Here is a 13,568-nt window from a genome sequence, read left to right on the forward strand (position 1 = left end):
TCAGACATTTAAAAGTCTGACATTTGATTCACAAGAGCTATCGAGTCGCAGCGATACGGGGAGGTCATCGCAAACACCATGCTGAAAACGCGCCTGACAGAGAGTATTCGCCAGATGAGCGGCCTGCATTGGCTCTTGCTCTTTGGCGGCATTCTGCTGGCCTGGGGGGCGTTGTTTGCCATGTCGGTGCCCGCGGAGATGCGCGATGCGGGGGTGCTTTATGGTGCGGAATTCTGGGTGTCGCTGTGTACCATGACGCCGGATGCGGCAGGCGCAGGCAAGATGGTGCTGATGTGGGTGTTGATGTCGGCGGCGATGATGGCGCCCACGGCGCTGCCGGCCTTTGCCACCTATGATGATCTGAGCCAATCGGCGGAGGGCACCCGGTTTGGGGATCTGGTTCTTGGCTATCTGATGGTCTGGATCGGATTTTCGCTGCTGGCAGCCGCGCTGCAACTGGCGCTTGTCCATGTGGGTATGGTCAGCGTTTTTGGCGACAGCCGTTCGTCCTTGCTGTCCGCGGCGCTCCTGTTGATTGCGGGGGGCTATCAGTTCACGCCGCTCAAAGACGCCTGTCTGTCCAAATGCCGCCGCCCGCTGGTGTTCTTTATGCAGCATTGGGAGGAGGGCCCATTGCGCAACGGTTTGCGCCTCGGTGCGGTCTGTTTGGGATGCTGCTGGGCGCTGATGCTCCTGGCCTTTGTCGGTGGGGTCATGAACCTCGCCTTTATGGGGCTGGCGACGGTTTTTATGGTTCTGGAAAAACTGCCCGAGATCGGGCGCTGGCTGACCCGTCCGATGGGCGTTGTCCTCTGCGCGTCGGGACTTTGGCTTCTTGTGACATCTGTTTGAATTGGGAGGAAAATCACATGGCGAATCCGCAAGTCGCATCGGCGCCCGAGCTCATGCCTTGGGCGATCAAGGGCGAGCTGATCCTGAACTGCAACTGTACGGTCTTTTGCCCCTGCGTGGTGTCGCTGGGCAAGCATCCGCCCACCGAAGGTTACTGTCAGGCCTGGGCGGGCGTGCGCATCGATGAAGGGCACTATGGCGACGCCGATCTGTCTGGTCTGAATGTCGGGCTGATCCTGGAAATTCCGGGATTGATGGCGCGCGGCAACTGGAAGGCGGCAGCCTATATCGACGAGCGCGCAAGCGAAGAGGCCTATGATGGTCTGATCGACATTTTCTCTGGAAAAGCAAGGGGAACCACGGGGCTCTTCAAGGTATTGGTGAGCGAATTCCTCGGTGCGGAGCGCGCGCCGGTGCTGTTTGAAACCGAAGGCAAGACCCGCCGCCTGATCGTGGGCAAGCAGATCCATGGTGAGGTTGTGCCGGTGGGCGGGGCTGACAGCGAGCAGGACATCGTGGTTACCAACACCGAGTATTGGATGGGCCCGGACATCACCGTCGCCACCGCCACCAAGGGCCGCGTGCGCGCCTTTGGCCGGGTGTGGGATTTCGACGGGCGCTCGGCCGAGATCTGCCAGATCGACTGGAAAGGCCCGCGCTAAGGTGACACCGGGCGGCGGCCAGACTGGCGCGCCGCTCATCCCCGCACTCGTGCCATGAAAGGGATCGCCATGGCCGTTATTCAACCCAATATCTCCCTGTCCCGCCGCCTGCGCCGCACCCCGTTTTCCGACGGGGTCGAGGCCGCAGGTGTGAAAGGCTACACGGTCTATAATCACATGCTGCTTCCGACCGTGTTCGAGAGCGTTGAGGCGGATTATCACCACCTCAAACGCCATGTGCAGGTCTGGGACGTGGCCTGCGAGCGGCAGGTGGAGCTGCGCGGCCCCGATGCGGGGCGCTTGATGCAAATGCTGACCCCACGGGATCTGCGCGGCATGATGCCCGGTCAGTGCTACTATGTGCCCATCGTGGATGAAACCGGCGGCATGCTGAATGATCCGGTGGCGGTGAAACTGGCCGAGGACCGCTGGTGGATTTCCATTGCCGACAGTGATCTCCTCTATTGGGTCAAGGGCATCGCCAATGGCTGGCGGCTGGATGTGCTGGTGGATGAGCCGGACGTCTCGCCACTGGCCATACAGGGACCGAAGGCCGAGGATCTGATGGCACGCGTCTTTGGCGAGACCGTGCGCGCGATCCGGTTCTTTCGCTTTGGTGTCTACCAGTTCGAGGGGCGCGACCTGGTGGTGGCGCGTTCGGGCTACTCGAAACAGGGCGGGTTCGAGATCTATGTCGAAGGCAGCGACATCGGCATGCCGCTTTGGTCCCGCCTGTTTGAGGCGGGCGCGGATCTGGAGGTGCGGGCAGGCTGTCCGAACCTGATCGAGCGGATCGAAAGTGGCTTGCTGAGCTATGGCAACGACATGACCGACGACAACACGCCGCATGAATGCGGGCTGGGCCGTTTCTGCAACACCCACACGGCCATCGGCTGTATTGGTCGTGACGCCCTGTTGCGGGTCGCTAAGGAAGGCCCGGTGCAGCAGATCCGCCCCATCGCCATTGCGGGCGACGCGGTGCCGCCCTGTGATCGCTTCTGGCCGCTCTATGCCAATGGACGCCGGGTGGGGCGGGTGTCCTCGGCCACATGGTCGCCGGATCATACCACCAATGTCGCCATCGGCATGGTGAAGATGACCCATTGGGACGCGGGCTCTCGCGTCGAGGTCGAGACACCGGACGGCATGCGCGAGGCGACCGTCCACGAGACATTTTGGAATTAACGGGAGAGATCAACATGTTCAAAGCACTGGTGATGACGAAAGACGCAGACAGCGGCAAGGCCTCTGCGGCCATTGAAGAGCTGAACGAGGATCAGTTGCCCGAGGCTGAGGTCACCGTTGCGGTTGAGTATTCCACCGTGAATTACAAGGACGGCCTCTGCCTCAGCGCCAAGGGCGGCGGTTTGGTGCGCAATTATCCGCATGTGCCGGGGATCGATTTTGCAGGCACCATCGAGGCATCATCGGATGATCGCTACAAACCCGGCGACAAGGTGGTGCTGACCGGTTGGCGCGTGGGCGAGGCCCATTGGGGCGGATATGCGCAAAAGGCGCGGGTCAAGGCGGATTGGCTAGTGCCACTGCCGGATGGGATCACGGCGCGCCAGGCCATGGCGGTGGGAACGGCTGGTTTTACCGCAATGCTGGCGGTGATGGCGCTGGAAGATCACGGTCTGAAACCGGGGAACGGCCCGGTGCTGGTCACGGGGGCTGCGGGCGGTGTCGGATCGGTGGCGACCGCAATCCTTGCGCATCTGGGCTATGAGGTGGCAGCGGTCACCGGGCGGCCAGAGACGACGGACTACCTCAAGAGCCTTGGCGCGACGCAGATCGTGCCGCGCGCGGATCTGAACGAGACCGTCAAACGCCCGCTGGAAAGCGAGACCTGGGCAGGCTGTGTCGATGCCGTTGGCGGCGACATGCTGGCGCGAGTGCTGGGCCAGATGAAATACGGCGCCTCTGTTGCGGCGGTGGGGCTGGCGGGCGGCGCGGCGCTTCCGGCAACCGTGATCCCGTTCCTGCTGCGCGGCGTGAACCTTTTGGGCATCGATTCCGTGATGCAACCGTTTGAAAACCGCCAGCGGGCATGGCAGCGGATTGCCTCGGATCTGCCGATGGACAAGCTCGACGCGATGGTGCACCCCGCGACGCTAGCAGATCTGCCGCAATTGGGCGCGGATATTCTTGCCGGGCAGGTCAAGGGGCGCGTTGTGGTCGATGTGAACGGCTAAGGCGGCTGACACCTGCGTGACACGCAGCCCCGGCGCGTCCTGGCGTCGCGACGGGGCGTTTCCGGGCTTGATCTTGTGGCGCGAAATTGCACTGTTCCTGCCATTGATCCGCAAAGGGAGCACGCGCCGCGCCATGGATATCGATTTTGTCCGCAAACAGTTTCCAGCTTTTGAGCAGGCCGCCCTGCAAGGCCAGGCCTTTTTTGAAAACGCAGGCGGGTCCTATACCTGCCGTCAGGTGATCGACCGCTTGTTTCGGTTTTATACAGAACACAAGGTCCAGCCCTACGCGCCCTATGCAGCCTCGCAGGTTGCGGGGGCCGAGATGGACGAAGCGCGCAGCCGTCTGGCGGCACTTCTTGGTGTGGGCGCCCAGGATGTGAGCTTTGGTCCCTCGACCACCCAGAACACCTATGTTCTGGCGCAGGCCTTTCGCAAGTTTCTGAAACCGGGCGAGAAGATCATCGTCACCAATCAGGATCACGAGGCCAACACCGGCCCCTGGCGGCGTCTGGCGGACGAGGGCATCGAGGTGCTGGAATGGCAGATTGATCCGGCGACGGGTCATCTTGACCCAACCACGCTGGAGCCGTTGCTGGATGAAAGCGTCCGTCTGGTCTGTTTCCCGCATTGTTCCAACGTGGTGGGCGAGATCAATCCGGTGACCGAAATCACCGCGCTGGCGCATGCCGCCGGGGCCTTTGTCTGTGTCGACGGGGTCTCTTACGCGCCCCATGGCCTGCCCAATGTGGGGGAGCTGGGGCCAGATATCTACCTGTTTTCAGCTTATAAAACCTATGGCCCGCATCAGGGGATCATGGTCATCAACCCGGCGCTCGCAGAGCTGCTGCCCAATCAGGCGCATTATTTCAACGCGGATGTGCCCTACAAGCGTTTTACCCCGGCAGGACCGGATCACGCGCAGGTCGCCGCCTGTGCCGGGATGGTCGACTATTTCGAAGCACTCGCCGCCCATCACGGTGCGACGGAAACCAAGGGCGCAGCCATGGGGGCCTTTGTGCACGACCTGATGCGGCAGCGCGAAATTGCCCTGTTGCAACCGCTTCTGGACGCCGTGAAGGATCGCAACGACATCCGGCTGCTTGGCCCTTCGGCGGCTGAGGACCGCGCACCAACCGTGGCGCTTGCGCTGGGGCGTGCGGCAGAGCCGGTGGCAAAACAACTGGCAGAGCTGGGTATCATGGCCGGCGGCGGTGATTTCTATGCGGTGCGTGCGCTCAATGCGATGGGGGTGGACCCGTCCGAAGGCGTGCTGCGGCTGAGTTTCACCCATTATACCGATCAATCGGAGGTGACAGCGCTGATCGAGGCCCTAGATCGCGTCCTGTAACATCTGATTGAGCAAGGACTATGACTGACCATGGCTGACATCCGACCGGTGATCTGGTGGATCAGGCGCGACCTGCGCCTGCGTGACAATCCGGCCCTGACGGCGGCACTGGAGACGGGCGGACCGATCATTCCGCTTTATATCCACGACCCTCAAGACGAGGCCTTGGGCGCGGCTCCAAAGTTTCGGCTGAGGCTTGGGCTTGAGCATTTTGCAAAAACGCTCGAGGGGAACGGCAGTCGATTGACCCTGCGAAAGGGGGACGCGCTTGCGGTGTTGCGCGAGGTCATCAAAGAGAGCGGAGCCGGTCATGTGGTCTGGTCCCGGCTCTATGATCCTGAGGGGATCAAACGCGACACCGAGATCAAGGAACAACTCAAAGCCACTGATATTGCGGTGAAATCCACCGGGGGGCGGCTGATGTTCGAACCCTGGACGGTCGAGACCAAAGACGGCGGCATGTATAAGGTCTACACGCCGTTCTGGAAAGCCGTGCGCGACCGCGAGGTCGAGGGTCTGATTGATGCGCCCGCAAACCTGCCAAAGCCGGATGCTTGGCCCGCGACGGACAAGCTTGCAGATTACAAGATGAGTGCCGCAATGCGTCGCGGTGCTGAGATCGTCGCAGGATATTGCCGGGTGGGTGAGGACGCGGCGCTGGAGCAGCTGGACTGTTTCCTTGAGGAGCGGGTCGCCACCTATAAGGCGGACCGGGACTTTCCGGGGCGCGCGGCCACGTCAGAACTGTCGGAAAACCTCGCTTGGGGCGAAATCAGCCCGCACCGGATGTGGCATCTGGGCGCGCAGGCGATGCGAAACGGCAAACAAGGCGCAGAACACTTCCTGAAAGAGGTGGTCTGGCGCGAGTTTGCCTATCACCTGATGTATCACTCGCCGCATATCCTGACCCGCAACTGGCGCGAGGAATGGGACGGCTTTCCATGGCAAGACGACCCGGGCGAGGCGCTCTTGCGCTGGCAGCAAGGTCAAACGGGCTATGATTTTGTCGATGCCGCAATGCGAGAGCTCTATGTCACCGGAAAAATGCACAATCGCGCCCGGATGATTGTGGCAAGTTTCCTCACCAAACATCTGATGATCCATTGGAAATTCGGGATGCAGTGGTTTGAGGACTGTTTGGTGGACTGGGATCCTGCCTCCAATGCTATGGGCTGGCAATGGGTGGCCGGATCGGGGCCGGATGCCGCGCCTTTCTTTCGGATTTTCAACCCAGACGGCCAGTTGGAGAAATTCGACCCCAAAGGGCACTATGTGCGCAGCTGGTTGGCGGAGGGGCAGTCGAACCCGCCCCAGACCGCGAAGGATTTCTTTGCGGCAACGCCAATCAGTTGGGAGTTGCAGCCCGGGATGCCGCGGGCCACTGCGATGGTCGACCTGAAGGCTGGACGTGAGCGGGCCTTGCAAGCCTATCATGACAGCAGAGGGTCAGATTAAGGCGCGATCCGTGATGCGGATGCGCCCAACCTGCGGCTAGTTTGCGGAAAAGGCGCCATCGGCTCTGGATTTGTCGCCGTGCTGCGCCTACCGTGGCCGCATTCGAGCAGACGTGCAGGACGAGAGAAAACATGCCCACCGCAGCGCGCCTTGTGGCAGCCCTTGCCCTTGCGGCCTTGGCCTTTGTGGTTTCCGGACAGATCATGCCATTGATGCCGGAGAACACCGACTTTGGCTATTTTACCCATGTGAACATGGCGTTGGCTGCGGTTGTCGGCTGGAAGATCATTGGCCCGCGTGCCGGTCGCGGATTTGTCCCAGGGGTCAACAACGGGCTGACCGGCATGGCGGTCCTTGTCCTGCTGGCGCTGTTCCTGCAAGGGGCGGTCGAAATGTTCCGCCTCGCGCACCGGCATGTGTATGACGATCCGTTCGAAGCGCTGGCTGCGATTTTCACCATCGGTCTGGAGTATTTCTTCATCATGGCCGTTCCGACGGTTCTGGTCACCCTGGTGATTGGCGGCGCATTGGTCGGAGTGATCGTCGACGTGTCTGCAAAACGTTGGAAATAGACATTTTTTGAGAGGTTTGATCCGGATGGATGTGTTTGTTGCCGGGGCGCTGTGCCTGCCGGAGGTGAGAGAGGCCGTGCTGGGCGCGGGGGCTGGGGATATTGATGCGGTCCCGGCGACCCTGCCGGACCATCGGCTGATGTTGTGCGGGCCTGCCGCGCACCCCGCGCTGGTGCGGCAGGGGGGCGACCGTTGCGATGGCCTCTGTCTGCGCGGCCTCACCGAACCGCAGCGTGCGGCCTTGACCTATTATCACCGCTGTTTCGGGCAGGGCGCCACCAGTCTGGCGGCAGAGACAGATACCGGCACGTGCGAGGTGGTCGCGTTTCGCGATGATGCGCCGGAGGACGGGACGCCGGTGTCACTGGCCGAATGGGCGCAGGAGTGGGACGCGATTGCAGCGCGGATGGCGGCAGAGATCATGGCCTATCACTCCCGCAAACCCGCAGAGGAGATGACCAAATCGCTGGCGCCGATGCGCCGTCGTGCTACGGCCTGGTGTGCCGCGCGGACGCGTCCTGCCGACCCAGCACATGATCTGGCGCGCGACGTGGTCGTGCATGCCCACAAGCGGGAGTACGTGAATTTCTTCGCCATGGAAGAGATGGACCTGCAACATCGCAAGTTCGATGGCAGCATGGGGCCGGTGATGAACCGCGGCGTGGCGCTGGTCGGCGAGGCGGCGGTGCTGCTGCCCTATGATCCCGCGCGTGATTGCGTCCTGTTGATCGAACAATTCCGGGCGGCGATCTATATCGCCGGAGAAGCCGCGCCCTGGACCTGGGAGCCGCCCGCGGGGCTGATCGATCCCGGCGAGACACCCGAGCAGGCCGCCCGGCGTGAAGCCAAGGAAGAAGCCGGGCTGGACGTGCCGCACCTGGAGCGAGTCGGCAGTCTCTACCCCTCCAGCGGTTCGTCGGGCGAATACATCCACATCTTCTGCGGCCTCGCCGACCTCTCCGTGATCGAAGGCGGTGGCGGCGTGCCGAGCGAAGGGGAGGATATTCGCAGTAAAGTCATCTCGTTCCAAGAATTGATGGCAGGCGTGGACGATTGTACTTTTCAGGACATGCCTTTGGTGACAGCGGCGCTCTGGCTGGCGCGTCACAGGGACCGTCTCCGCGCTGAATTCTGCTGACATCGCATCGAGACCGCCGAGCGGGTGCGCGCACCCTTGTGATCGTGTGGACCCCCGGCTACATCAATGGGGAACGAGTGAAAGGGACCTCCATGCGCATTGCACGTGATCTGGCCGATGCGGTCGGCCATACCCCGCTGATCCGGCTGAACAAAGTCAGCGAAGAAACCGGCTGCGAAATCCTCGGGAAGGCCGAGTTCATGAACCCGGGCCAATCAGTCAAGGACCGGGCCGCGCTCTATATCATCAAGGATGCGATCGCCCGGGGCGACCTGAAACCCGGCGGCACCATTGTCGAGGGCACCGCTGGCAACACCGGTATCGGTTTGGCGCTGGTCGGGGCCTCTATGGGCTTCAAGACGGTGATCGTCATCCCCGAGACCCAGTCCGAAGAAAAGAAGGACATGCTGCGCCTCGCTGGTGCGCAACTGGTTCAGGTGCCCGCAGCGCCCTACAAGAACCCCAACAACTATGTGCGCTATTCGGAACGTCTGGCGGCGGAGCTGGCCAAGACCGAACCCAATGGCGCGATCTGGGCCAACCAGTTCGACAATGTGGCCAATCGTCAGGCCCATGTCGAAACCACCGGCCCCGAGATCTGGGATCAGACCGGCGGCAAGGTTGACGGGTTCATCTGTGCCGTCGGCTCTGGCGGGACATTGGCGGGGGTGGCCGAGGTGCTGCAACCCAAGGGCGTCAAGATCGGCCTGGCCGACCCCAATGGCGCTGCGCTCTATTCCTATTACGCCACTGGCGAGCTGAAATCCGAAGGCTCCTCCATCACCGAGGGGATCGGACAGGGGCGGATCACCAAGAACCTCGAAGGGTTCACCCCGGATTACAACTACCAGGTGCCAGATGCCGAGGCGCTGCCCTTTGTGTTTGACCTGCTGCATGAAGAAGGTCTGGTGCTTGGCGGATCCTCGGCCATCAATATCGCCGGTGCGGTGCGGCTTGCCCGCGAATTGGGGCCGGGTCATACGATCGTCACCATCCTGTGTGACTATGGCACGCGCTATCAGTCAAAACTGTTCAATCCCGACTTCCTCAGGGACAAGGGGTTGCCGGTGCCCGAATGGATGACACACGCGCCCGCCTCGATCCCGGGTGTGTTCGAGGACGCCTGATCCCAATGACCCGTATGAAAACACTCTTCCAGGTCGGCCTTCTCGGGCTGACCTGTTTGCTATTTCCGATGGCGGTTTCGGCGCAGACGACCGAATCCACCGCCGCGCCCGCAGCCGCTGACGCGCCGTCCGATTCCGCCGCGCCCCACACGGAGGCGGGGCTGTCCCAGGCGCGCAATCTGGCACAATCGAACCTGTCCGGTCCGCTTGGCGAATATTACGAAACCTGGCAACGCACGGCGAACCGGGCCGAACGCGTGCTGGACGCCAAGCGCGCCTCCAACGGGGCGCTGGAATCGCTGCGCCTTGAATTGACCGAGTACCGGCAACAGTTCCTCGATGCCGGCAGCCAGAATGCCGATCGCATCAAGACGCTGCGCGCCCAGATCGAGGCGCTTGGCCCCGCGCCCGAAGAGGGCAGCAGCGAACCGGACAACATCGCCACCCTGCGCGACGAGCTGCAGAGCCAGCTGGCGAATCTGACCGCGCCGCAGGTCTTGGCCGATCTCGGCTACAGCCGCGCCCAGGGGTTGATCTCCGAAATTGATAAGCTGATCCGTGACCGCGCAACGCGCAAGTTGCTGGAACGGGCGCCGATGCCGCTCAACCCGGAGAACTGGCCATCCGCGGCAACTGACACAGCCAATGTGCTGGCGGCCTTCTGGAACGAAACCGCAGGTCTCCTTGCCAATGCCACCACCCGGGAGAGCATTCGGTCGCGGTTGCCGCTGCTGCTTTTGCTGAGTGCGGCCGCGCTGCTGCTGCTGGGACGGGGGCGGCATTGGGCCAAGCGCGCCGGCGCCTATCTGCGCGAGCTGGGCGGCAAGGGCACCGGGGTCTGGCGTTTCATTGTGTCGCTGTTGCAGGTCCTGCTGCCCTACATCGGCACCGTTCTTCTGGTGCGGGCGATCGATCTGTCGGGCATCCTCGGCGTGCGGGGCACGCTGCTGCTGGATGATGTGCCGCTGTGGTCGTTCCTGCTCTTCGCCTCCCACTGGCTGGGGGAGCGTTTGTATGTCTATCAGATCACCAATGAGCTGATCCCCTTTGAACCCAGATCCCAGGGGCAGGTGCGGGTCTTGATGGCCTCGCTGGCCTTTGTGCTGGTGCTGCAATTGATGCTGGATCGTCTCGATGTGATCGAGAATTTCGACGATGGCACCTTTGCGGTGCTCAGCTGGCCGCTGATCCTGCTGGCCTCCTTGCTGCTGCTGCGGCTGAACCGAATTCGCGCCAAGCAGCGCCGGCAGGACCCCGATACGGCAGGGGACGACGACGAAGGCGCGATTGCTGCCGGGGCCAGCCGGGCCATGTCCGTATTGCGGCGCCTGGTGTTTGTGCTGGCGGTGGTGGCTCCGGTGGTCGGTGCCTTTGGCTATATCAACGCGGCGATCGCCATCATCTATCCGGTCATCCTGACGCTGGCGCTGGTTACCACCCTCATGGTGGTGCAGCGCTTCCTGTCCGACATCTATGGCTGGCTGACCCGCGACGGGCAGGGCGCCGAGGATTCGCTCTTTGCGGTGATGACGGGATTTGTGCTCGCGCTTGTCTCCCTGCCGTTCCTGGCCCTGATCTGGGGCGCCCGCACGTCGGACCTGACCGAGCTCTGGTCCCGCTTCCTCGAAGGGTTCAATATCGGCGATACCAAGATCTCGCCCACGATCTTCCTGACCTTTGTGGTGGTTTTTGCGGCCGGCTATGTGCTGACCCGCCTGTTGCAGGGCAGCCTGCGCTCCTCGCTGCTGCCAAAGACCAAGATCGACCCGGGCGGGCAGAATGCGATCGTCTCGGGGGTCGGCTATATCGGCATTTTCCTCGCGGCGCTGATCGCGGTGTCGACGGCCGGGCTGGACCTGTCGTCTCTGGCGATCGTGGCCGGTGCGCTGTCGGTCGGGATCGGCTTTGGCCTGCAGACCATCGTGTCCAACTTTGTCTCCGGCATCATCCTGCTGATCGAACGTCCGGTCTCCAAGGGCGACTGGATCGAGGTCGGCGGCCTGATGGGCTATGTGCGCGATATCTCGGTGCGCTCGACCCGGATCGAGACCTTTGACCGCACCGATGTGATCGTGCCGAACTCCGACCTGATTTCCGGAACCGTCACCAACTACACCCGCGGCAATACCGTGGGCCGGGTGATCGTGCCAGTGGGCGTGGCCTATGGCACCGATCCGCGCAAGATCGAGGAAATCCTGATGGATGTCGCCAAATCGCATCCGATGGTGCTGATGAACCCGGCGCCTGCCGTGGTCTTCCAGGGGTTCGGCGCCGACAGTCTCGATTTCGAGATCCGTGCCATCCTGCGCGATGTGAACTGGGTGTTGTCGGTGAAATCCGACATGAACTACGAGATTGCCAAACGCTTTGACGAGGCGGGCATCGAGATCCCGTTTGCCCAGCGTGACATCTGGATTCGCAACCCCGAAGCCCTGAAGGGCGAGGCTGCAAGCGCGGACACCGCGCCGGAGGACGCAGTCACGTCTCAGGATGACGCGCGGGCAGCACAGAGCGCCCCGCCACAGCCCGATCTGACGGATCTCTCACCGGATGACGGCGCAGAGGGGGAGGCGGACCGCTAAGGCGATCACAGCCCCCGGGGCCCTTGCACCTATGACGCCGCCGCGACCCTCGTGTCGGCGTTTGTCGTCCGGGGCTCCCGACGGCCATGCGGGCGGGCAGAAGACCGCCACACCGGTTCCACATGCCCCGTTTTGAAGGGGCGATTCATACCATATTCACAGGTGGTTAGGCCGAAATGGGAGGTCGCGAAAAAAACTGATCTTTTTCTCGCAAAGCCTATTGCAATCCCTCCCGAAATACATCAGATATGCGCCCCACGGAGAGGTGGCCGAGTGGTCGAAGGCGCACGCCTGGAAAGTGTGTAGGCGGGAAACCGTCTCCAGGGTTCGAATCCCTGTCTCTCCGCCATAACCCCCACGATTGGTTTTTTGGCACAAGACCCGGCTCGGTTGAGCGGATCGTCCCTTTCTTGTCACATCGTTGATCGGCATGAAAACGGGCGCGCGCAGCGCCCTGTCTCCTGTTTGGTCTTGACCGTTGGCTCAGCCCGCCAGATCCGGGAACAAGCCCGCCAGACCCTCGGCGCTGGCCTCGCAGATGCCGCGTTCGGTGATGAGGCCGGTCACAAGCCGGTGCGGCGTGACATCAAAGGCGGGGTTGCCTGCGGGGGTGCCTTCTGGCGTCACCCGAACCGGACTGATCCGCCCGCTGGTGTCGCTGCCCTGGACATGGGTCACCTCCTGGCCGGGACGTTCTTCGATCGGAATGTCACCGATGCCATCGGTGACGGTCCAGTCGATGGTGGGCGAGGGCAGGGCGACGTAGAAGGGTACACCGTTGTCCTTGGCCGCCAGCGCCTTCAGATAAGTGCCGATCTTGTTGCAGACATCGCCCTGGCGGGTGGTGCGGTCGGTGCCGGTGATGACCAGATCGACCTGACCATGCTGCATCAGATGCCCGCCGGCATTGTCGGTGATGTAGCTGTGCGAGATGCCGTGGCTGCCCAGCTCCCAGGCGGTCAGCGCGCCCTGGTTGCGCGGCCGGGTCTCGTCCACCCAGACATGCAGCGGCAGGCCCGCGTCATGGGCCTGATACATCGGGCTGGTGGCAGTGCCCCAGTCCACGGTGGCGATCCAGCCGGCGTTGCAATGGGTCAGGATCTGCACCGGCGCGCCGTCAGCCTTCTGCGCGGCGATCTCCCGGATCAGGGCAAGGCCGTGTTCGCCGATGCGCCGGTTGATCTCCACATCCTCGTCCGCGATCTCATGGGCGAGGCGGAGCGCGGCGTCGGCCCGCGCGCCCGGCTCCAGCGGCACGAGCGCCGCGCGGCAGCGATCGAGCGCCCAGCGGAGATTGATGGCGGTGGGGCGGGTGGCATGCAACAGCTCCCAGGCGCGGGCGAGGGCGGCGTCGGAACTGTCCTGCGCCATTGCCAGCGCCATGCCATAGGCCGCCGTCGCCCCGATGAGCGGCGCCCCACGAACATGCATGTCGGTGATCGCAGTGGCATAATCCGCCAGCGTGTCCAGCTGCTGAATGCGGAAGTCATGGGGCAGCCAGCGTTGATCGATGATCTGCAGCGCCCCTTTCTGCGCATCCCACCAGAGCGAGCGGTAGTGCGTGCCGTTGACTTTCATCGGGTCTCTCCTCGTGCCGTTGCACCAATGCGGTTGCGCCCCAGTGTTAGGACCGC

At 62.8% G+C, this 13,568-nt stretch carries 11 protein-coding genes and 1 tRNA gene; 11 read left to right on the forward strand and 1 reads right to left on the reverse strand.

Translation table 11 applies throughout. The annotated features are described in order from the left end of the window. Positions 1-78 precede the first annotated feature (78 nt). The 11 genes from ACXAF5_RS09365 to ACXAF5_RS09415 all read left to right on the forward strand — a co-directional run bounded on the left by ACXAF5_RS09365 (position 79) and on the right by ACXAF5_RS09415 (position 12,283). Positions 79-852 (forward strand): DUF2182 domain-containing protein, encoded by a 774-nt coding sequence (locus ACXAF5_RS09365; RefSeq protein WP_474946392.1) that lies wholly within the window; start codon positions 79-81, stop codon positions 850-852. A gap of 17 nt (positions 853-869) precedes the next feature. Next, positions 870-1,514: a DUF1326 domain-containing protein gene (locus ACXAF5_RS09370; RefSeq protein ID WP_009176404.1), complete on the forward strand. Its 645-nt coding sequence runs from the start codon at positions 870-872 to the stop codon at positions 1,512-1,514. A 69-nt stretch (positions 1,515-1,583) separates the two neighbouring features. Next, the gene (locus ACXAF5_RS09375) at positions 1,584-2,699 is read left to right on the forward strand and encodes a dimethylsulfoniopropionate demethylase (protein WP_474946393.1); all 1,116 of its coding nucleotides are present in this window, start codon (positions 1,584-1,586) and stop codon (positions 2,697-2,699) included. Between the two features lie 14 nt (positions 2,700-2,713). Next, complete coding sequence (gene acuI, locus ACXAF5_RS09380; RefSeq protein WP_474946394.1) at positions 2,714-3,709, forward strand: acryloyl-CoA reductase; 996 nt, start codon at positions 2,714-2,716, stop codon at positions 3,707-3,709. 133 nt (positions 3,710-3,842) lie between these two features. Beyond that, positions 3,843-5,060 carry an aminotransferase class V-fold PLP-dependent enzyme gene (locus ACXAF5_RS09385; RefSeq protein ID WP_474947822.1) on the forward strand — a complete coding sequence of 406 codons (1,218 nt, stop codon included), beginning with the start codon at positions 3,843-3,845 and terminating at the stop codon, positions 5,058-5,060. Positions 5,061-5,090: 30 nt separating this feature from the next. Next, on the forward strand, positions 5,091-6,515 hold the full coding sequence (locus ACXAF5_RS09390; protein ID WP_474946395.1) for a cryptochrome/photolyase family protein: 1,425 nt from the start codon (positions 5,091-5,093) through the stop codon (positions 6,513-6,515). Positions 6,516-6,646: 131 nt separating this feature from the next. Beyond that, complete coding sequence (locus ACXAF5_RS09395) at positions 6,647-7,087, forward strand: TrgA family protein (RefSeq protein ID WP_474946396.1); 441 nt, start codon at positions 6,647-6,649, stop codon at positions 7,085-7,087. A 25-nt stretch (positions 7,088-7,112) separates the two neighbouring features. Next, complete coding sequence (locus ACXAF5_RS09400) at positions 7,113-8,225, forward strand: NUDIX domain-containing protein (protein ID WP_474946397.1); 1,113 nt, start codon at positions 7,113-7,115, stop codon at positions 8,223-8,225. A gap of 92 nt (positions 8,226-8,317) precedes the next feature. Further along, a complete protein-coding gene (locus tag ACXAF5_RS09405; RefSeq protein WP_239321662.1) occupies positions 8,318-9,352 on the forward strand; it encodes a cysteine synthase A in 1,035 nt (344 codons plus the stop codon). Between the two features lie 5 nt (positions 9,353-9,357). Beyond that, on the forward strand, positions 9,358-11,934 hold the full coding sequence (locus tag ACXAF5_RS09410; protein WP_474946398.1) for a DUF3772 domain-containing protein: 2,577 nt from the start codon (positions 9,358-9,360) through the stop codon (positions 11,932-11,934). A gap of 259 nt (positions 11,935-12,193) precedes the next feature. Beyond that, positions 12,194-12,283 (forward strand) — tRNA-Ser (locus tag ACXAF5_RS09415). 134 nt (positions 12,284-12,417) lie between these two features. Here the strand turns inward: ACXAF5_RS09415 and mtnA are convergent. Then, on the reverse strand, positions 12,418-13,512 hold the full coding sequence (gene mtnA / locus ACXAF5_RS09420; RefSeq protein ID WP_239321658.1) for an S-methyl-5-thioribose-1-phosphate isomerase: 1,095 nt from the start codon (positions 13,510-13,512) through the stop codon (positions 12,418-12,420). Between the last annotated feature and the right edge of the window lie 56 nt (positions 13,513-13,568).

The organism is Epibacterium sp. ABV4_022 (assembly GCF_056159345.1).

Coding starts and splice junctions, on each gene's coding strand:
- ACXAF5_RS09375 (WP_474946393.1), top strand. CDS start 1,584: ATGGCCGTTATTCAACCCAATATCTCCCTGTCCCGCCGCCTGCGCCGC.
- mtnA (WP_239321658.1), bottom strand. CDS start 13,512: ATGAAAGTCAACGGCACGCACTACCGCTCGCTCTGGTGGGATGCGCAG.
- acuI (WP_474946394.1), top strand. CDS start 2,714: ATGTTCAAAGCACTGGTGATGACGAAAGACGCAGACAGCGGCAAGGCC.
- ACXAF5_RS09370 (WP_009176404.1), top strand. CDS start 870: ATGGCGAATCCGCAAGTCGCATCGGCGCCCGAGCTCATGCCTTGGGCG.
- ACXAF5_RS09400 (WP_474946397.1), top strand. CDS start 7,113: ATGGATGTGTTTGTTGCCGGGGCGCTGTGCCTGCCGGAGGTGAGAGAG.
- ACXAF5_RS09410 (WP_474946398.1), top strand. CDS start 9,358: ATGACCCGTATGAAAACACTCTTCCAGGTCGGCCTTCTCGGGCTGACC.
- ACXAF5_RS09385 (WP_474947822.1), top strand. CDS start 3,843: ATGGATATCGATTTTGTCCGCAAACAGTTTCCAGCTTTTGAGCAGGCC.
- ACXAF5_RS09395 (WP_474946396.1), top strand. CDS start 6,647: ATGCCCACCGCAGCGCGCCTTGTGGCAGCCCTTGCCCTTGCGGCCTTG.
- ACXAF5_RS09365 (WP_474946392.1), top strand. CDS start 79: ATGCTGAAAACGCGCCTGACAGAGAGTATTCGCCAGATGAGCGGCCTG.
- ACXAF5_RS09390 (WP_474946395.1), top strand. CDS start 5,091: ATGGCTGACATCCGACCGGTGATCTGGTGGATCAGGCGCGACCTGCGC.
- ACXAF5_RS09405 (WP_239321662.1), top strand. CDS start 8,318: ATGCGCATTGCACGTGATCTGGCCGATGCGGTCGGCCATACCCCGCTG.